This is a genomic window from uncultured Paenibacillus sp. (assembly GCF_963515335.1).
In the GTDB taxonomy this organism is placed as follows: Bacteria; Bacillota; Bacilli; order Paenibacillales; family Paenibacillaceae; genus Paenibacillus_I.
The window spans coordinates 1-19,529 of record NZ_CAUPYC010000039.1 but is presented as its reverse complement, the minus strand read 5'-3'; the positions used below and the strand labels follow the sequence as shown (position 1 = coordinate 19,529).

The following is a 19,529-nucleotide window of genomic DNA, read 5'->3' as shown; positions in this document are numbered from 1 at the left end:
CGGGGTCATACTGGCGAGCGCCGGCGTAACATAACCCAACAGTGCTCAACGCCTTTCGGCGTCATAGATAAGTTCGGTCAAGAGATAAGAACAGTGCTGGAATGAGTACCGATCGTGCTCAACGCCTTTCGGCGTCATAGATAAGTTCGGACAAAATTGCGCTGAACAATTCTTCGTTGATTTTCATGTGCTCAACGCCTTTCGGCGTCATAGATAAGTTCGGCAGAGCATACGTTAAGCCGAACCGGCGCATATCCTGTGCTCAACGCCTTTCGGCGTCATAGATAAGTTCGGGTGATCGCCATTGTCGGGGTGCTCGCGTTTTTGATGTGCTCAACGCCTTTCGGCGTCATAGATAAGTTCGGTTTCACTTTGGATTGTTTTTCCTTTCACACCATAATGTGCTCAACGCCTTTCGGCGTCATAGATAAGTTCGGACTCACACGATTTGCATCAATTGTCACTCTAAACTCGAGTGCTCAACGCCTTTCGGCGTCATAGATAAGTTCGGGGACTCAGCCAACTTGAAACCACATCGAATGCAGAGTGCTCAACGCCTTTCGGCGTCATAGATAAGTTCGGTGCAGGATTCCCATATGATTTGTGGATCAGGAATGGAATGTGCTCAACGCCTTTCGGCGTCATAGATAAGTTCGGAGCACCTGAAATGAGCATAAGCCAGAAAAGGGTTTGCGGCAAGTCTTTTCAAGCACCTTGGGAACAAATCGCTTGAATACCAAATATCGCTGCAATTTCCCAGACCGCTTCCGTTTGTTGCCTTTCAGCAAGCGGGTCGGCAAACTTTCAAGCATGTCCAAAAGGATTTTTAACGACAAAGTCATGTCCGACAAGGGTTTCAGGCCATTTTCTCAACCATATCGCAAAAACGACCCCGGTACTTGATTTACCTAAAACAGCAAAAATCGATCTTTCTCCGCATCCCAATCTTCTGGCATATTCAGCACAAACACATTCTTGATATACTCAGGGTGAATCGGTGCGATCAAAAGATTATCGACCGCATCCATCTCCTTGACCAGCTTGAAGCGCAACTCGGCCAATTGTTTTTCAGTCAGACTGCAGCGGAAGACGGAATATTGCAATCGTTCCCCGTAGCCGTTCAAAATCTTGTAGCATTTCCGCCATCGGCGCGGGTCACGAATATCGTAGCAGACGATATAATATTGCTTCTTCGCCATGAACGATCCCTCCGTTTCATCAACGCAGCCGATTCAGAGCGAAGAGTCCGGGGCTTCCGGACCATTCTTTCTCAAGCAGCCGGACCTCAAGCTCAATCAACCGTGCATAGGAAAGGGAATAGCCGATAACCGGATGTTTCCATTTATCCTGCTTGCGGCGCTCATAAAGCGAGACTGCTTTTTTCTTGCCTTCATCAGTCAACCAAACATGTTCACCCGCCAAAGTAAAATCTTCCTGCAAAGACCATTGCTTTCGTCCGATTGATCCCATCACGATCATGTCACACAACGCTACCCGGAACAGCTCCATCAGGTCAAGCGCAAGCGGGTAGCCGCTGGAACGGGGCTGATGATAGAACCCGATGACGGGATCCAAACCCACGGTCAGGATGGACTGTACGCAATCTTTGTAGAGCAGCGCATAAAGAAAAGACAGCAGCGCATTCGGCGCGTCCTTGGGCGGTCTCTTGCTACGGTTGGTGAATGCCATTCCTTCTCCATGTTGCGCGTGCGTAAGAATCGACAGACAAGCAAAATAGGCACGGGCTGAATTGCCTTCAAAACCGAGCAGCTCGTCGGTGGATGCGGCCTTATGGGCTTTGCGAAGCATCGTTTTTATCGTCTGAAGGTAACCTTCCATCTCACCACGCAATTCAGATCCCCGTGACAAGCGAAGCATATATCGAAGCTGGCTTTCCACTTTCGCCGTCACAAGCGCAATTGCCAGCTTCATCGCATTCCCTTGGTCACTCAATCCGCGGTACTGCCGCCATTTGCGTTGGACGGCTCCTGCAGCATTGGCCATACTCCCGATATATTTCCCGCCTCCGGTCAACCAATGAATATGTATCCCCTTATATGCGCAGGCTTGCAGCGTCTGGGTCGTCACCTGCGAAGCCCCATGTATAGTCACTGATCCAACCTGATGCATGGGAACCGTCTGCTCCTCAGCGTCTTTTCTGTCAATAACCAGCATATCGCCTTTCTTGCGAACAGTGGAACCCGGTACAACGACATGGAGATCCAACGACTCGCGATCCTCGGGAAAAAGACGCAGCGTTTCACGCTCCGGCGCTTCGACCAACCTCTCCTCTTCCGGCAAACATACCGGCGCAAGCGAACATTTGGGACATAGCCGTTCATTAACCGACACCTTCGGTCGATACGGCGACACACGCAACATACGAGCCCGATTGACCGCGTCCACCACCTCGCGGCGGAGATCGTCCGACAGGACGATCTCTACCGTACGATGGTCAGCCGCGTAATAAACGCGACCTTCGTTAATGGGCTGCCCGGTGAATTCTTCCACAAGCATCATGTAAGCGCCGAGCTGCAATTCGTCGGAAGGCCAGGCGCGATACGTTCCATCATCCGAACGGCAGCGGCCTTTCTTATACTCATATGGAAGCAGCTTGCCTCCAGCCGTACGAATCGTATCAACCTTGCCATAAAGACCCAAGCTTTCGCTCTCAATCGTATAGTGCTCCAAACCGGAGTAGTCGGGAATCGTTTCATGAAATCGCCTCCCGTCATATACGCGGGTGTCGGCCACACGAATTTCCTCGACTTCTTCCAGATAGAACAGCCTTTCGCAATAGGCCAAAGCGTGCAGCGCCATAACGCGAATCAGCGGCTGCTTCTCCAATGCGTATTCATTGGACATAGCGTCCCAGCCCCTCTAAATCGTAATCCAGGGCCATTCGGCAGTGCCAGGCCCTTTCTCAACCGAAGTCGACGATGCGTCGAGCTCGAATCGCTGCCTGCGCGTGCCTGCGCTTCCGAGATGATCGACCCAAACAGGCAGCTCCAGCGACCCTTGGGAATCCGGTATAAGCCGATACCACAAAGACCATGCTCCCCCTTCGTCTCCGAGTCTGCCGGAATTCGCCGGCTGACCGGCTGAATCGGACACCAGCCGATACCACGCATCTTCCCTGTAAGTCAACAGACTAAGCTCGTTGACAAGGTCATCGCTCAGGCCGAGACTTACAAGTCCATACCGTTCAACACTGTCTGGATGCCCGATCGCTTCCATTAGACGTCGCTCAAGTGAAATCTCCGCCTTCTCGCCCGACGAATCAACCCAGCAAATCATCTCAATATTGCACAGAGTCTCAATGTACTCCGGCGCGTTGCCGAGTGTAGCTTGTTTGCTCGCGACGCCATACTTGAGACGGCTCATCTTGCGAAGCGTTGTCGCAACGCGCGGCATGCGGCGGAAAGCGAAGGCGAGCCTGACCCCCTCATGGGCGCTGCGGAAACGTTCACCGACCGCGGACAGCAACATACCATACACCGTTGAAGGCGGCGGAAGCACATAGGATTCGGCAAATGAACGGGCATACGATTTGCGGAACTCTCCGTAAGGTGATTCAATATATAAGGCAATCAACCCGCGCCGCCTCCCTACGCCTGCCGCAATACGGCGAACTGCTCATCCGACTCGGCAATTCGCCGCTTCGCTTCTGCAATTGCTTGATCCACACCGCCGCTCACGAAGACGCCGAGTTCCTTTAGTCGATTTCCTTCATACGTATCAGCGATTTCGCCTCCGACAATCAACTCGGACGCCGGAATGTCGCCGGTCTCTACACGTCGCGTCAGCCTTCCGACATGATAGCCTCGCGTTTCCTCATCATGCCGGAAGCAATTCTGTATTTTAGATGAATGAGCCGAGGTGACCCTCAGTACTATGGAAGCCGGCGAGAAGTCGTACGCGAACCGTGCATGATTGCCCGCCACGGGCGGCATATCCGCGATAGCATCCATCAAATGGGCAATATGCTCTTTCACGCGCACATCGCCGAGGTTCAGGCCGAATGAATATTGATACTCCGTGGTGTGCATTTCCGCGCTGTACAGGGAAAGTTTCCCTTTCTCCTTTTCCCCGCTGACGGCATTGAACGACAGTTCACCACGGTAAGGCCGCAGCGATACAGCCCGGCCTACCGCAAGCGGGCTCTGTCTGCGGGTCGTTTTGCCTTTGGCTCTGCCGCCTTTCGGTCTCGCCTTGTCACCGTTCCCTTCCGAGGCATCCTCCGCAACCGACTCCGCTTCCGTCTCCTGTTCGACTTTCGCAGCTGCCGCATCCATGAATCCCATCAAATCATCGTCAATATATACTTGTTGCCCGCCGCTCCAATAAGCCCGCTTCTCATCCTCATAAAACAACTTCCCCTCCGATGATTCGAAGCTGCGGTTGACCATCAGCCCTTCAAGCTGGAACCGGTATCGGATGGCGAACCGGATCGCCTCCGCTGATACGCTGGTATGCAGATCATCTTCCTGAAAAACTTTTTGCAAAGTCGTCGTGTTACCCATGTTGTCCCCTCGATTGTTGGCCGCAACAGCTTCCCCGGTCAACACCGTTCCGTACAGGTAATAAGTTGGCATGATTATCGCACTCCTCCAATTGAATTTTGGGCTTCGGGCAATTCATTCTTGTCTGCGCCTTCATAGCTCAACATGGCGAATAGACATAAATTTTGCAGACGGGCATGATTGCGCGGTTCGTTAAAAAAGGAAAGGAGCAGTTCCCGGTGTTTACCGAAAGCGGTAATCCCCTTTCCTCCGGATCCTGTCGAGCAAAACTGTACAAACCACCCAAATAACAACTCCATCGTTTTCATCCGAAGTATCGTGTTGCGGATACGTTCCAATTCCACTTCCGTCAACCGAGCGAAACTTGTCCCCTCCTTCCTGGCCCGATCGCCTTTTTGCCCATACATTCTCTTTAATCCTTCATGGAACGCTTCTACAATAGCCTTGTCTTGCTCGTTGTGAATGGCATTCTTCATCCGGACCAATCCCTCCCTCATATATTTCAGCTGCCTGAATTCGCTCTGCTCGCCGATCCACTCCTTCAGGCCGTCGCACCAATGCCTGTCCGCCGCCAGATTGGCCGCAATCAACGCCGGAAAACGCGTTGCCGGTTTAACGAACGTATCCCCTGTTTTCAACGGTATCTTGCGTTTCTCATTCAACCTGGAGCCGGCGGCGGCCCGGTAAATGTCTATCTCATCGTAATGAAGCCGGATGGCGCGCATGGAACTTCGGTTATTCTGATTGCCGTCCCATGCCACTTTACCCATCGCAACTGTCTGAAAACCGCGCACACCCATGAAATCCTTATCGATTCGATCTCCCACGGTTCTATCGACCAAAAAATGAACCGCTGCCTCCTCCGCTCCGCCCACAATCCGGTTGTCATATCCGAATAAGTCACTTCTCTCAATCATAGTTGCCTGATCATGATCCCTATGCACCCGTCGAACGAACTGTTTCAGGTTACTTACATCAGGAACCAGGATGCCGAATTGCACTTTCTCCTTCCAAGAGTCCGACCGTACCAGATAAAGCGGGCAGCCTACGATCAAGTACAACAGCAGAAACGCTTCGTCCCCTGGCGCTTCCAAGGATACCGAACCTGACATCGCGCCCGGTACGACGTATTGAGGAATCTTCGCTGTCTTCGGTAAAGAACCTCCCTTCTTGTCAAGCAGTTCCATTCCCTTCGCACTCTGATGAGCGAAATTATTGACGGGCTTGTACGAAATCAGAATCGGCGGCCGGTCTTCCTGATCCGCATTCGCAATATTGATGAAAGCTATGTCTTTATTGACACTTCGTGTTGTGTGATGTTGAAGAAATGTGCCCAGAATGGCATTGTGCACTGCCACACGCTCCGCATGCCGATTTGAAGGAATCCCATGACCCGGCAAGTCAATCAGTTTGTTCTCGGTCACCCGAAAAGAAGCTTGAAGCACTTGTCTCAGCGCTTCCGTACCTTCCATTGCGTCACCCCACTCCAGTGTCACGCTCATCTCATCGTATTGCCCGTGGATACCCTTATCAGCCAGTTCTTCGCCATCCCCCTCCTTGCTCCATGCACGAACAGTGGATGCAAGCCCACCAAGCGCCGCCCGGTGATAAATCGTATAAGCCGGATTGTCCAACCTGTACACTAGTCGACCCATTTTGCTCCTATCCCCCTTCCCGTCAACTCGTCATAGTCATATTTGATGCGATCCGCCGGTGCGACTGGTCTGCCCGCAATTCGTTTCCAGCCGAACACCTCATTCTTCAGCAGTATGGGAACTTCATACTTCCCAACCCAATCGCTGCCTGGTCCCTCCCCGTGCTCTGCCTGGAACGACTTCAAATCATTGTCCAGAATAATAGATACCGTTTGGCCGGACTCTCTCAAAGGTGAAACCGGAGTCTCCCATATGCCGGAGAAAAACACCGCATCGTTGAACGCCTCCCTCCACTCTTTCCTCGGGTTCTGCTCCGCACCGCTGTCCAGACGTTCAAAGTATTGTGCCAAATCCAACTGCGACAGCGGCCGCCCTTCCGCTTGCAATGCAGCCATCCATTCCTCAGTTAGTTCAAGTTCTTTAGGTTCATACGGTAATGAACCATCAGGCTCCATAATATAAGCCGGCTTCGGTCCGTCGGGCAATGCGTGTCGGTTGAGGCGACCCAGTCGCTGAATGAGGGCAGGAATCGGTGCCAAATCCGTAACAAGCAGATCTGCAGAAAGATCAAGTGACATCTCGGCAACTTGCGTTGCGATCAAGATCACGGGACCTTTGCCGTCCTTGAAGCTGTCGACCACTCTTCGATGCAGTTTACTCCGGTCACCGTAGCGGAAACGTGAATGATACACAAACACCCGTACACCTTCCTGCTCAAATCGCTTATGCATACAACTATAGGTTTCTCCCGCACGCTCTACTTGGTTGCAAACCCATAGCACATTACCGCCTGCCCGGACTGTTTGCGCGATTGACTCATTAAGCGCTGCCGTGTCTTCAATCCGATGCAGCAAATAACGCGGCACCTCGGCTTGTCGGGATTCACGATCGGAGATGACGGACATTGGCTCTCGTCTTGCCTCCATTAGCATTTTCTTGCGGCGCTCCGACAGTGAAGCTGTCATCAGCAGCACAGGAAGATTCGGCAAGTACCTAAGGAAAGCGAGCAAATGGCGGAACATCCGGTTGTCCATGGCATGAATCTCATCGAATACGATAATGCCGTTAGCGACGACCGGAAAATGATAAAGCGATTTGCGAGCGTTTACCATACTGCCGAGCACTGTGTCGGCGGTACAAACCGTCATCGGCGCTGTCCATAGCCGGAATGCATCGATCGTCTCTTGTTGCCGGAAGAATTGCTCCTTGATGCTCTCGTCTTCCTCTAAAGTCAATGCTTCACGCATGGAATCCAGATCCAGCCCGGCTTTGGAATGTTCCAGAACCGCATCGACGTCGGCTTCCATCGCGTAATCTCGAAACTGCTCGGTTGCCGTACCCATCGTCGGCATGCAGAAGAAGAAGTGCGGCGGCGAAAGGCCATCCGCCTTGAATCGCTCAGCCCACCGCTGCGCCCACATATAGGCAGCTACACTTTTCCCCGAACCGCAGCCGGCTTCGACAAGCGTCAAACGAAATTCCGATTCCGCAACCCGCCTTTGAAATTCACGCGGCCTGAACGGAGTGGGAATCTCCCTGTTCTTTGCCCATCTTTCGATTAATTCTTTCATATCATCCGAAGTTATGCCTGTCTCTGAAGCGGAGCGAATCGAATGAGTGCGCTTATCCGGCTCAGGCAACGCGCTGCCCGCCACGTCCGCCGTGATCGCAAATGCCTTGCACAGAGCTGTAAACCGAATCTGTTCGTCGCTATTACTTTCCTCCGACCAATCAATCAGCCCATCTTTTAATCGTCTGAGTTTATCGTCGGCCCGCCAAAACTCGGTTTGTCCTTGTGCCACATAACTCTTTATTATCGTGAACGATTCGAGTCTATCCGATGGTTCGCTCACTCCAAGTTCTCTGCACATGGTGGACAATAAATCCCCGAAATCGGGATGGTTGATGTTAACGATCAATTCTTCCCTTTCCCGAATATCATGGGATCCGAAAGGAGCCGGGAATTTCCGGTGGTGCCCGAGCACAGTGCATAGAAGGACATTCACCAGTTCTTCACCCAAAGTCTCCGTTAATCTACACAATACGGGGTGATGGCAAAGCATAAGCGCCGATACCACTTCATGCCGCATCAACTGCAGCGGATTGCCGCCGTGCAGCATTTGCTGGTACTGATTGCCCGCCTTGCCCCAATCGTGAGTCCAGCCGAACCAGCGGAGAACTGTCCGGAGGTCCGACTCCCTGCCGACAAGTCCGAGATGCTGAAGTGCGCCTCTACCCAGCCATCGCGCCAGCTTATCGCCGGCGTCCGCCACATTCGCCGCGTGTCCGGCCATTGTCGCATATGCAGGGACGGGCCGCTCTTTCGAAACTCCCTTGGCCAAAATACGCTGGTTCATGACCGCGCCTCTGTCATGGCAGGCACAGACTCGCGGTCTTGCTCATCAAAATATCCCGGGTGAAAAAAGCCACAGCCATATTTTGCTCTCGAGAATGCTGGCGGATTGGCCTGAATATTAAGTGACAACTGGTCTGACGCAATATCGGTAATCGCCACACCAAATCCATAAATCCTTTTACCGTGAATCGATAAAATACGCCGACGCAAAATATGAAGATTGTAATCATGTCCAACTCTTGCTTCAAATCGCCGGGACAATTCTTGTTGTATGTATTCGCTGATTTGCTCCTCGGTCTCTTTGCCGCGGACGGTAACCATTCGAGCAATCAAGATGGACGACGGGACAAGCGATTCGATTTGCGGGATACCGATACGGAAGTGATTATCTAGAAGTGTGATGGATTTACCTGAAATTTTGAGTAGCGTCGCTATATGGGGTATAGGTGTTTGGATGTAGAATACGCTGCTGATCGGATCGGAAAGAAGCAGCTCGTTGCCAAAAGCCGTAACGCCGACCAAGGGAGAAACACGCAAATCTGTGTTGTCATGAATAAACCGGTTGATACGAGACAAGCCGGCGAACAACGTCTCGTTATAATCGAATGGTAAGCGTCCGTTGCCTACAAGAGGAAATCGCAATCGTACCAACGACTCAGGAGAACCAACAATCATCATTGAATCACTCCTTCTAATGAAATAATTATATATATGTTCACTTATAAAAACATCTGCTCAAATGAATCGTACAACAGATAAGTACATTTGTCAACAAAAATTTCCATCTCTAAAGTTCTTGGGCATACACACCAGTGACCATTGTATTCTATGTCTTTTTTGGTAATATAGTTGAAGACTGCCGCCGGGAGCGTTGAGCACAAATACTTATTCAGATGCTCACTGATGGTTCGAGTTTGCAGTGACGCCACCGGCGGTCGTTCCTGCACAACGACTTCTATTCCCTCTTCAATTTTACATACTGTAACTGACACCTCTCTGTCAGAGAATAAGTGTTCGATTTTAAAACTGCGTTCAAGGCTTACACAACAAACAGACCCGTTCCCCGCAATGATGCTGCAAATCTTTGCATCTCATTGCGGAGCAACGGGCCTGTATGACGACTACGGCCTATTAACGCTTATGGCTTTTGTTTCAATCCTCAATCATCGTCCTCTTCCTCATCCCGCTCCTTCTTACCCCTCCCTTCCTTCCCCCGCTTCTTCCGATCCTCTTTCCGCTCGTCATCATCATCATCATCATCATCGACGTCGCCCGAATCCCGCTCGCGCCATTCGCCGCGGTCCGCCCTCCACACGCTGTCCTTCTTCACCCTGGGAGCGGGAGCGACCGCCGCCGGCCCTTTCCATCCCGGAGGCGCCTCGAACGCCGCGGCCGGCACACCCTCCAACGCCCGGCTCATGATCGCCTGGAACACCGCGGCGGGGGAGCTGCCGCCGGAGGCCGCCATTACATGCTCCGCGTCGGGCTTGTCGTAGCCGACCCATACGGCCGCCGCCAACTGCGGCGTATAGCCGACGAACCAGGCATCGAGCGTCCCCTCTTTTCCTGCATACTGCTTCGTATCCGGCAGCTGCGTCGTTCCCGTTTTGCCCGCAACCGGGCGGCCGAGCGCCGCACGCTTGCCCGTTCCCCGCTCGATAACCTCCTCCAGCAGCAGCGTCAAGGAATAAGCCGTCTGCGGACTGACCAGCTTCGTCTCAACCGGCTCCGCCTTCGCCAGCACATTCCCGTCCTTCGACTTGATGACCGTAATCGCATGAGCCTGGCGCATCACGCCGCCGTTCGCGAATGCTCCATAAGCTTGAGCCATCTGGAGCGGCGAGACGCCCTTATAAAGCCCGCCAAGCGCCAGGCTTAAATTCCTGTCGTCCTCCGTCACCTCGAAACCGGACCGTTCCGCCATTTTCCAGCCTTTGCTTACCCCGATTTCGTTCAGCAGCCATACGGCCGGCACATTGTAGGAACGGATCAAAGCCTCGCGCAGCGTAACCTGCCCGCGCGATGTCCCGCCCGCATTGGTCGGGCGGTAGCCGCCGATGTCGAGCTCCCCGTCATACAGCGTCGATTCGGCGGCATAGCCGCTGTCGAGGGCGGGCCCATATACCGCAATCGGCTTGAACGCCGAGCCCGGCTGCCGCCGGATCGACACCGCACGGTTGAGCCCGCGCGAGTCCTGGTCGCCGCGCCCGCCGACCATGCCCCGTATGGCGCCGTTGGACGGATCGGTCAGCACCGCCCCGCTTTGCACCGGCACGCCGTCCTTGCCGGTCGGCGGAAATTTGGTGGCATCGGCGAAAACCGCCTCCGCCGCCTGCTGCGCCTTCGGATCAAGACCGGTATAAATCCGCAGCCCGCCGCCCATCAGCTCCGTTTCCGGGATGCCGTAAACGTTAACTGCCTCTTCAATCACATAATCGATGTAGGATCCGTACTGGCCGACAAGCGGATCATTCCCCTTGACCCGATTCAAACGAATCGGCTCAAGCACCGCTTTCGCATACGCTTCATCCGTCAGATACCCTTGCTCCTTCATCAATTCGAGCACCACATTGCGCCGCTCAGCCGCCCCCTCCGGATTGCGGAACGGAGTGTAGCGGCTGGGCGCCTTCGGCAGCGCGGCCAGAAGAGCCGATTCCGCCACGGTGAGCTGGGATGCTTTTTTGCCGAAATAGGTGCTTGCCGCCGCCTGAATGCCCCAGCTGCCCTCCCCGAAGTAAATCCGGTTCAGGTACATTTCCAATATTTCGTCCTTCTCATATTCGGATTCGATCTTGATCGCGACCGCCGCTTCCCGAAGCTTGCGCTTTAGGCTGCGTTCCGGCGAGAGCAAGCCGTTCTTGGCAAGCTGCTGTGTAATCGTGCTGCCGCCTTCCACGACGCCTCCCGCCGTTGCGTTGCGCCACATGGCGCGGGCCAAGGCACCGACGTCGACGCCCCGGTGGTTGTAAAAGCGCTTGTCTTCCACCGCGACGATCGCCTGCTTCATCGGCTCGGCAACGTCCGCAAGCTTGACCGGCACGACCTTTGAACTCCGCAGCTTGGAAGCCGGCTGGCCGTAGCGGTCATAGATGATCGTCGGCTCAGGCAGCGGCTCCGCGAGCTTGTCGATGTTTTGCCCCGATACCCATACCGCTCCCCCCAGAAAAACGGCCGACACAGTCGCAACGAGCACCAACGAAAAATTCCGCCAAAATCTCCATGAACGCATGCGCTCTCCCCCTAAGGCTTACGCTGCAATGAGTTATCCAAACCCCCGCAGTTTCTCTTTTGCTTATAGCATTCGAGGCGGGCCGGCTGTTTCCGACCGGTCTGCGCCAAATACCCGGCTGCTTACTTCATTACACGTCTCCCCGAACGGCTAAACGAAGCTTAGCGTGCAACGCGGATCGCCAGCGAGCTGAAGGCGGGATCCGACGAGGGTGCCCAATTAGCCATTCGGCAACATCATGCAGATTGGGATACGGTGGCTGCGCCGCCTTCGGCAAATAAGCGACGTTGCGCAGGCTAAATCATGGCGGCCGCACCACCTCGGCAAAATAAGCGACGTTGCGCAGGTTAAATCATGACGGCCGCACCACCTCGGCAAAATAAGCGACGTTGTGCAGGCTAAATCATGGCGGCCGCACCATCTCCATAAAATAAGCGACGTTGCGCAGGCTAAAACATGACGGCCGCACCATCTCGGCAAAATAAGCGACGTTGCGCAGGTTAAATCATGGCGGCCGCACCATCTCGGCAAAATAAGCGACGTTGTGCAGGCTACAGCGCGGGCGACGGCACCGAACACTACGGAGAACCGCCACATTGCACACAAAAAAACATCCCGAAAGCGGCTGCGACCGCTTACGGGATGTTTTCGTTCAGTCCAACTTTCAAAAATCAAGCCGCGCCCATGAACACGTACCGCGCGACGATAAGAATCGCGAGCACCCACATGAGCCAGTGCACCGTGTACTTGCCTTTCCCGGTTTTGCCGGACAGGTTGGCCACGGAGGCAAGCACGACGTACGACACGATGCCGAACGAAATGCCGTTGGCGATGTTGTACGTGAACGGCATGAACGTGATCGTCAGGAACGCCGGAACCGCGTATACCAAATCCGAGAAGTCGATTTCCTTGACGGATTGCATCATCAGCACGCCGACGATGATCAGCGCCGCGGACGTGGCCGCGCTCGGAACGAGCGCGACGAGCGGCGCCAGGAACAAGGCGAGCAGGAAGCAGACGCCGGTCGTGACCGCGGTCAATCCGGAACGGCCGCCCTGCGCGATGCCCGCGGAGCTCTCCACGAAAGCGGTGACCGTACTCGTGCCGAGCACCGCGCCGCCGCTGACCGCAACCGCGTCGACGAACATCGCCTTGCCGACCTTTTTGCGGCCTTCCTCGGGGTTTTTCATAACGCCCGCGCGGTTCGCGGTGCCGACGAGCGTGCCGAACGTATCGAACAGCTCGACGAACGTGAAGGTCAGGATGACGGAAATCAGGCCGACCTCGATAACCCCCGCAAAATCGAAATACCAGAAGTTCAGCTCACTGAAGTTCGGCGTCCACGTCTGTCCTTGCAGCGCCTTCGCCGGGTCAACCTCGCCGACGATGATCGCGAGGATCGTGATCAGCACCATGCCGATCAGAATGGCGCCGGGCACGCGCATCACCATCAGGATGGCGATCAGGAACAGCCCGATTACGGTGAGCCATACGCCCGGAACCTCAAGGCTGCCGATATGAAACACCGACTCGAACCCGAGCAGGTTCGTGAATTGCCCGGCCGGAACGTCGTTCACAGGCTGCACCGCGACGGTCAGCAGCCCGCTGTTTTTCAAGCCGATGATCGCGATGAAAAGCCCGATGCCGACCGTAATCGCATGCTTCAGGCTGTCCGGCACGGCGACGAGCAGCAGCTGCCGGATTTGCGTCACGGTAAGAATGATGAAAATAATACCCGAGATAAATACCGCCGTCAGGCCCATGGCCGGCGAGATCGGCGTGTCGGTAGCGGCCGACGCCAGAACCGTGGACGCGAAGAAAGCGTTGAGGCCCATGCCCGGCGCGAGCGCGACCGGAAAGTTGACGAACAGGCCCATCGCGATCGTAAAAATGCCCGCGGCCAGCGCCGTCGCCAGAAATACCGAATAAAAGTCGAGTCCGGCCGTGCTGAGAATGCCCGGGTTGACGGCCAATATATAAGCCATCGTCATGAAAGTCGTCAAGCCTGCCATAATTTCCGTTCTTGCATTTGTTCCGAGTTCTTTCAAGCGAAAGAAACGATCCATTTTTCCATGCGCCTCCCAGAAAATGTATTGGAACAAAAAAGAACCCGAGGAGCCATTGCCATCTCTCCTAGGTTCTGCGCAAAACAGGAAAAGTATTCCCGGTGCCGGTTTGCCGGTCGCTTTTCCCGCTCTTCGTAGACAGATCATTTACGGTGACCTCGTAGAGACTCTCAAGCCGATTCTTGAGATTATACGAAAAGATATGCTGTTATTTTTTCCAAAACTCATTCTAAAAGTGTGCGCCGCGTTTGTCAATGCAATTTTCCGAATAATGTCGAATTCTGACCGATGTTTTGTTCGGATTTTACGTTAGCAGTCAAAAAAGTAAAACCCCGGATGTCCGCCACCGCGGCCCACTCGGGATCTGTCGGTTCCGATCGTTCAGTTTTCTTCGCGCAGCTTGCGCTCCAGCAGGTCCGGATCGGGAAGCAAAATCTTTTTATCCCGGATACGGATCAATCCCGACTCCTGCAGTTCCAGCAGCACTTTGGTGACCGTCTCCCGCACCGCGCCGACCATCTCGGCCATTTGCTGGTGCGTGATTTTCAGCTCGATCCGGACTCCTTGGGGGGTCGTTGCGCCAAATTCCTCCGACAGCCGGATAAGCCTTTTAACGATGCGCGTCCGCACGTTGAGAAAGGTGAGATCGTAAATTTGCTGGTTCGCCCTCCGCAGCCGCTCCATGGTGTCGCCCAGAAGATGGAAAGCGAGCGTCGGGTTGTCCATGATCAGCTTCTCGAAATCGTTGCGGCGCAGTGTATACAGCCTGGTCAACTGCGTCGTTTCCGCGGTGGCCGAGCGGTAGAGGCCGGGCTTGATCAAGGCCATCTCGCCGAAGTAGTCGCCCTCCTGCAGAAAAGCGAGAATGACCTTCTTCACCCCGTCGAAGCTGTGAATGTTCACGGCGCCCGACCGGATGAAAAAGATCTCGTCGCCCTCGTCACCCTCAAAGAAGATGATCGAGCCTTTTTTGAACGTTTTCTCGTACATGAAAGGAATAATATGATCCAGAACGTCCGGAGCGATCTCCTTGAAAAAGGGGATCGTCGCCCGCAGACGGGCGGCATCGATCGACACGCTTTTCTCTCCTCTTCAGAGCCATTCCGTCCGGTGTCAGCCGGCCAGCACTCTTGGGTCCAGAATGACCTCTTCAATGAAATCGGTTTGAAAATGAAGAAGGTCGAAGCGCAGCCCCTGATCTTTCGTCACGATGACGGGACGGGACGGATGCCCCTTGTGCAATTCGCTTACCGTTCCGATCATGCCGTTCGACAGGCGTACGACCGTGCCGATCGGATATGGGGCAACACTTTGGACGAACGCCCGGACAACGGCGATTTCGTAGGATACATCTACTTTCGACATGACGTATTCAATTCCTTCATGGGGAAGCCGGTTTTGCCCGATTTCATTCACAAAGTGGTCGAAATCGTTGGCGATGGCAACGATCTGCGCCGATTGCCGCAGCGCTTCCCCGCGGATGCCCAGCGGAAATCCGCCGCCGTTCAACTGCTCATGGTGCTGCAGCACCACGTGGGCCGCCAGCAGCGGCAGGTCGGGGTGCCGGCGGACCAGATCAAAGCCGATGCGCGGATGATCCGTCCGCGCATCGACGGCTTGCGCCGCGACGTACCCGATGTCGTGCAGCAGCGCGCCGATCGCCACCGTGCGCAGATGCTGCTCGGTATAACCGAGCGCCATGGCCGTCATGATCGAAAGCACACACACGTTTGTGCTGTGCGCATGCAGATAGCTGCCTTCCGTGCGAAGCTCCTTCATTTGCAGCTTGACGTCGCCCTCCTTGGCGAGCGCGCGCAGCATGTCGTCGGCCAGGCGGATGACCGGCCTGCTGTGAAAGCTGCCGGTGCCGGCCACCTCCGTGAATACGGCGCGGACGACATCGATCGCCGCCGCGCGCAGCAGCCCGCTGTCCATCAAGCTGGCGGGAACCGCTTCGTTGTCCCGCACGTTGTCGATGTAGACGCTGTCGATGTTCATGCGGATGAGACCCGAGATAAGGTTGGCCGTGAGAACGGCGCCGCGCGAAAGCACAAGCCTGCCGTCCGATCTATATACATGCTGCCCGAGTCGATCCCCCTCTTGCAAGCTGCCGGTCGGTACCAAAATCACTTGAAAATCACTCCAATAGTTTGCTTGTATAAGTCATTAAGCCTATATTAACACGGACTTTCCGCCCATTTCTGTAATCGCAATTACAAAAACGCACAAATATTGCCGGGGCTTGATGGCTGATTCCATAAAACTTCCGTTTGGTAAAAAGCTGCGCCGGCCGGCTCGCTCGGCTGCGATCGGCATGCAAAAAGCCCCCGGCGCCGTATTTACGGCAGCCGGAGGCTTGTCGGTCATGCGTTCGTTCGTTATTCCCATTCAATCGTCGCCGGCGGCTTCGACGTAATGTCGTAGACGACCCGGTTCACGTTATCGACTTCATTGACGATCCGGTTCGAGATGCGCTCCAGCACTTCGTACGGAATGCGCGCCCAGTCCGCCGTCATGCCGTCGATCGACGTGACGGCGCGGATGCCGACCGTGTACGAATACGTCCGGGCATCGCCCATGACGCCGACGCTCTTCATATTCGGCAGCGCCGTGAAATACTGCCAGATCTCGCGTTCAAGACCGGCATATGCAATCTCCTCGCGCAGGATGGCGTCCGATTCGCGCACGATCGTCAGCTTCTCTTCCGTCACCTCGCCGAGCACGCGGATCGCGAGGCCAGGGCCCGGGAACGGCTGCCGCCATACGATGGCGGCCGGCAGGCCGCACTCTTCCCCGACCTTGCGCACTTCGTCCTTGAACAGCGCCTTGAGCGGCTCGACCAGCTTGAACTTGATATCCTCGGGCAGGCCGCCGACGTTGTGATGCGACTTGATCGTCTGCGCCGTCGCGGTGCCGCTCTCGACGATGTCCGTGTAGAGTGTTCCTTGGGCGAGGAATTCGAAGTCGTCCAGCTTGCCCGATTCCTCCTGGAACACGTAAATAAATTCGTTGCCGATGATCTTCCGCTTTTGCTCCGGATCCTCCACGCCCTTCAGCTTGCCGAGGAACCGCTCGCTCGCGTCGATCTTGAGCACCTTCATATCGAATTTGCCGACGAACGTCTCCATGACGCTCTCCGCTTCGCCTTTGCGCAGAAGGCCGTGGTCGATGAACATGCAGGTAAGCTGATCGCCGATCGCCTTGTGGAGCAGAATCGCCACCACAGAGGAATCGACGCCGCCGGACAGCGCGCAGAGCACCTTTTTGCCGCCCACCTGCTCGCGGATGTCGCGGACCGTATCGTCGATGAACGTGGTCATCGACCATTGCCCTTCGCAGCCGCATATCGTGTACAGGAAATTGCGAATCATGTCGATGCCGAAGACGGAATGCCGCACCTCCGGATGGAACTGGACGGCATAAAACTTTTTCTCCGGATGGCTCATTGCCGCAACGGGGGCATGCGCCGTGCTGGCATCGACCCGGAAGCCGGCCGGCGGCTCCACGACGAGGTCGCTGTGGCTCATCCAGACGGTCTGCCGCTTCTCAAGTCCGAGCACCAGCTGGCAGTTCTCCTGGAAATCGACCTCCGCCTTGCCGTATTCGCGCTTGCCGGCGCGCTGCACCTTGCCGTTCAGCTGATGGCTCATCAGCTGCATGCCGTAGCAGATGCCGAGGATCGGCACGCCCAGGTCGTAAACGGCCGGATCGAGCAGCGGCGAGTTTTCCTCGTACACGCTGGCGGGACCGCCCGAGAAAACGATCCCTTTCGGCTGAAGCTCGCGCAGCTTCTCGATCGGCGTATTGTACGGCAGCAGCTCGCTGTATACGCCGAGATCGCGGATGCGTCGCGCGATCAATTGATTGTATTGCCCCCCGAAATCGAGGACGACAATGATTTCATTTGGCTTGTCCATTACACGGCCTCCCTTAATTCATAACGCTAATTATACTGAACCGGTTTTCCGAGAGTCAAGGAAACGGAGCCGGCGGGGAAGATGCTTCGGCCCCGTCGCCGCGCAGCGCATCGAGCACTGCCTGGACGTGCCCTTTCAGTTTAATGTTCCGCCATTCGCGCACGAGTTTCCCTTTCTCGTCGATCAGGAACGTCGAGCGGACGATGCCCATGTATTCGCGGCCGTACAGCTTTTTTTGCTGCCATACGCCGTACTTCTCGCATACTTTGTGCTTCGGATCGGACAGCAGCAGGAAAGGCAGCTCGTATTTGTCGCGGAATTTCACGTGCTTGTCGAGCTCGTCCGTGCTTACGCCCAGCACAACCGCGTCGTTTGCAAGCAGCTCCATATGGGCGTCCCGGAAATCGCAAGCCTGCTGCGTGCAGGTGGGCGTCATGTCGTGGGGGTAGAAATAAAGCACGACCTTCTTCCCCCTGAAATCGCTCAGCTTAATCTCCCCGTCGGGCGATGGCAGCTTGAAATCCGGCGCCTTCGCCCCGATCTTGAGTTCCATGATGATTAAAAACCTCCTGTCCTTTTTTTGTGCGTGACTTTCGATTTAATATGGATTATAATGGGTTCCATAAGACGCGTGAAGCACACCGTTCTTTTCCGTTTCGACGGGGAGGGGCGGTTTTTTTATTTTTAATTGTCGGGGAGGCGGGGTTAATGATGTACGAAACGATTGTTCGCGCTTGGTTAGAACGGCAAATATCCGCAAGTGCGGGAGAACGAAGGCGAAGGCTGCTTGAAAGGCATGATTTTGCGGAAAAGCTGTTCCTTAAGAAAGTATGGTGGCCAGCGGTAGGCCATTTCGAGCATCTGCACGCCGAGTATGAAGCGACCGACTTTCTAGATGGAATTAGGTTTCTTGACTTCGCGTATTTGCGCCCGCCGCATAAGATCGCTTTGGAAATCGACGGATTCGGGCCGCATGCCCGGGACGCGGACCGCCGCACCTTCGCAGACGGACTGATGCGGCAGAACCACCTGATTCTCGACGGCTGGAAGGTCATCCGATTTTCACTTGATGATGTAAAAGACAAGCCTCGGCAATGCCAGCAGTTCATTCAGCAGATGCTGGGCCGGTGGTACGGCGGCCAATCCGGCACTTTGGATGATCTGCCTTTAAAGGAACGGGAAATACTGCGTTTAGCCGCGTATTCCCCGGATTCTATCGGCGTTTCGGATGTATGCGCACTGGCAGGAATAAAAGACCGCCATGCCAGGGCGTTGTTGAAACAATTGTGTGCTCAGGGAATGCTGCTCCCCGACAAAGGAGTTCAGCGTGTTCATAGCTACCGGTTATCACCGGTGGCAGCGAAGTTATTCTCGTAGCCCGCTTGTCTGTCGGCGCTGAACCTCTACATATCCTACGTTAACGGCACGCCGTGCCGTTGCTATGAACGTTATTGTGCCCCGTAGCGTGGCGCATCGCTTCCTGTATCTGCAACCGCCATCGCAATTTTTTCTTTGGACACATCTAAACCGATGAACTTTGGGGTAAATTGCATAAGTAACAGCTCCTTTTGCTTTGTAGCTCTGAAATGGTTGGTTTCCCACTATCCATTTTAACCTACGATACTAAGCAAATACGGGGCTGTCTTTACGTTCATCTTTCCTAACTCCCCCATTGGCCGCTTCGACCGCCGGTTAGCGGCATTCCGTGCCGCTAGCGCGTCTTTGCAGCCGCCGAACCTCGGCATTTCATCCGTTAGCGGCACGCCGTGCCGCTAACTCACCC

14 protein-coding genes, 1 CRISPR repeat array and 1 riboswitch (1 of these 16 running past the window's edge) are annotated in these 19,529 nt (G+C 54.9%); of the genes, 1 reads left to right on the top strand and 13 read right to left on the bottom strand.

Annotated features, from left to right (window positions below):
* Positions 1 to 657: a CRISPR direct-repeat array (repeat unit 36 nt; unit sequence GTGCTCAACGCCTTTCGGCGTCATAGATAAGTTCGG); it reaches 3,592 nt to the left of the window's first position.
* A gap of 251 nt (positions 658 to 908) precedes the next feature.
* The 13 genes from cas2 to bcp all read right to left on the bottom strand — a co-directional run bounded on the left by cas2 (position 909) and on the right by bcp (position 18,299).
* Positions 909 to 1,199 carry a CRISPR-associated endonuclease Cas2 gene (gene cas2, locus RWM61_RS13050; RefSeq protein WP_314001424.1) on the bottom strand — a complete coding sequence of 97 codons (291 nt, stop codon included), beginning with the start codon at positions 1,197 to 1,199 and terminating at the stop codon, positions 909 to 911.
* A 19-nt stretch (positions 1,200 to 1,218) separates the two neighbouring features.
* Complete coding sequence (locus RWM61_RS13045) at positions 1,219 to 2,865, bottom strand: type I-MYXAN CRISPR-associated endonuclease Cas4/Cas1 (RefSeq protein ID WP_314001422.1); 1,647 nt, start codon at positions 2,863 to 2,865, stop codon at positions 1,219 to 1,221.
* Between the two features lie 15 nt (positions 2,866 to 2,880).
* Complete coding sequence (gene cas5 / locus RWM61_RS13040; RefSeq protein WP_314001420.1) at positions 2,881 to 3,594, bottom strand: CRISPR-associated protein Cas5; 714 nt, start codon at positions 3,592 to 3,594, stop codon at positions 2,881 to 2,883.
* A gap of 14 nt (positions 3,595 to 3,608) precedes the next feature.
* Positions 3,609 to 4,595: a DevR family CRISPR-associated autoregulator gene (locus tag RWM61_RS13035; protein WP_314001419.1), complete on the bottom strand. Its 987-nt coding sequence runs from the start codon at positions 4,593 to 4,595 to the stop codon at positions 3,609 to 3,611.
* A 2-nt stretch (positions 4,596 to 4,597) separates the two neighbouring features.
* The gene (gene cas8a1, locus RWM61_RS13030; protein ID WP_314001417.1) at positions 4,598 to 6,178 is read right to left on the bottom strand and encodes a type I-MYXAN CRISPR-associated Cas8a1/Cmx1; all 1,581 of its coding nucleotides are present in this window, start codon (positions 6,176 to 6,178) and stop codon (positions 4,598 to 4,600) included.
* Positions 6,166 to 8,535, bottom strand: a complete 2,370-nt coding sequence (gene cas3, locus RWM61_RS13025; protein ID WP_314001415.1) for a CRISPR-associated helicase Cas3' — start codon at positions 8,533 to 8,535, stop codon at positions 6,166 to 6,168. Before cas3 ends, cas8a1 begins: the two co-directional genes overlap by 13 nt.
* Positions 8,532 to 9,212, bottom strand: a complete 681-nt coding sequence (locus tag RWM61_RS13020) for a type I-MYXAN CRISPR-associated protein Cas6/Cmx6 (RefSeq protein ID WP_314001413.1) — start codon at positions 9,210 to 9,212, stop codon at positions 8,532 to 8,534. Before RWM61_RS13020 ends, cas3 begins: the two co-directional genes overlap by 4 nt.
* Positions 9,213 to 9,693: 481 nt before the next feature.
* Positions 9,694 to 11,763, bottom strand: a complete 2,070-nt coding sequence (locus tag RWM61_RS13015; protein WP_314001411.1) for a PBP1A family penicillin-binding protein — start codon at positions 11,761 to 11,763, stop codon at positions 9,694 to 9,696.
* Between the two features lie 671 nt (positions 11,764 to 12,434).
* Complete coding sequence (locus RWM61_RS13010) at positions 12,435 to 13,829, bottom strand: NCS2 family permease (protein ID WP_314001409.1); 1,395 nt, start codon at positions 13,827 to 13,829, stop codon at positions 12,435 to 12,437.
* A 115-nt stretch (positions 13,830 to 13,944) separates the two neighbouring features.
* Positions 13,945 to 14,045, bottom strand: a riboswitch (purine riboswitch).
* Between the two features lie 165 nt (positions 14,046 to 14,210).
* The gene (locus RWM61_RS13005) at positions 14,211 to 14,906 is read right to left on the bottom strand and encodes a Crp/Fnr family transcriptional regulator (protein ID WP_314001407.1); all 696 of its coding nucleotides are present in this window, start codon (positions 14,904 to 14,906) and stop codon (positions 14,211 to 14,213) included.
* A gap of 36 nt (positions 14,907 to 14,942) precedes the next feature.
* Positions 14,943 to 15,959 carry an HD domain-containing phosphohydrolase gene (locus RWM61_RS13000; protein ID WP_314001405.1) on the bottom strand — a complete coding sequence of 339 codons (1,017 nt, stop codon included), beginning with the start codon at positions 15,957 to 15,959 and terminating at the stop codon, positions 14,943 to 14,945.
* A gap of 248 nt (positions 15,960 to 16,207) precedes the next feature.
* Complete coding sequence (guaA, locus tag RWM61_RS12995; RefSeq protein ID WP_314001403.1) at positions 16,208 to 17,746, bottom strand: glutamine-hydrolyzing GMP synthase; 1,539 nt, start codon at positions 17,744 to 17,746, stop codon at positions 16,208 to 16,210.
* 55 nt (positions 17,747 to 17,801) lie between these two features.
* Positions 17,802 to 18,299 (bottom strand): thioredoxin-dependent thiol peroxidase, encoded by a 498-nt coding sequence (gene bcp / locus RWM61_RS12990; RefSeq protein ID WP_314001401.1) that lies wholly within the window; start codon positions 18,297 to 18,299, stop codon positions 17,802 to 17,804.
* Positions 18,300 to 18,454: 155 nt separating this feature from the next.
* Here bcp and RWM61_RS12985 point away from each other — a divergent pair, with 155 nt between their 5' ends.
* The gene (locus RWM61_RS12985) at positions 18,455 to 19,123 is read left to right on the top strand and encodes a DNA-binding response regulator (RefSeq protein WP_314001399.1); all 669 of its coding nucleotides are present in this window, start codon (positions 18,455 to 18,457) and stop codon (positions 19,121 to 19,123) included.
* Positions 19,124 to 19,529 lie beyond the last annotated feature (406 nt).

Bases quoted from the DNA above. Each gene is read 5' to 3' on its own strand.
- RWM61_RS13015 (WP_314001411.1), bottom strand. From the start codon at position 11,763: ATGCGTTCATGGAGATTTTGGCGGAATTTTTCGTTGGTGCTCGTTGCG.
- RWM61_RS12985 (WP_314001399.1), top strand. From the start codon at position 18,455: ATGATGTACGAAACGATTGTTCGCGCTTGGTTAGAACGGCAAATATCC.
- bcp (WP_314001401.1), bottom strand. From the start codon at position 18,299: ATGGAACTCAAGATCGGGGCGAAGGCGCCGGATTTCAAGCTGCCATCG.
- RWM61_RS13020 (WP_314001413.1), bottom strand. From the start codon at position 9,212: ATGATGATTGTTGGTTCTCCTGAGTCGTTGGTACGATTGCGATTTCCT.
- cas3 (WP_314001415.1), bottom strand. From the start codon at position 8,535: ATGAACCAGCGTATTTTGGCCAAGGGAGTTTCGAAAGAGCGGCCCGTC.
- RWM61_RS13035 (WP_314001419.1), bottom strand. From the start codon at position 4,595: ATGCCAACTTATTACCTGTACGGAACGGTGTTGACCGGGGAAGCTGTT.
- cas8a1 (WP_314001417.1), bottom strand. From the start codon at position 6,178: ATGGGTCGACTAGTGTACAGGTTGGACAATCCGGCTTATACGATTTAT.
- RWM61_RS13010 (WP_314001409.1), bottom strand. From the start codon at position 13,829: ATGGATCGTTTCTTTCGCTTGAAAGAACTCGGAACAAATGCAAGAACG.
- cas2 (WP_314001424.1), bottom strand. From the start codon at position 1,199: ATGGCGAAGAAGCAATATTATATCGTCTGCTACGATATTCGTGACCCG.
- guaA (WP_314001403.1), bottom strand. From the start codon at position 17,746: ATGGACAAGCCAAATGAAATCATTGTCGTCCTCGATTTCGGGGGGCAA.
- RWM61_RS13045 (WP_314001422.1), bottom strand. From the start codon at position 2,865: ATGTCCAATGAATACGCATTGGAGAAGCAGCCGCTGATTCGCGTTATG.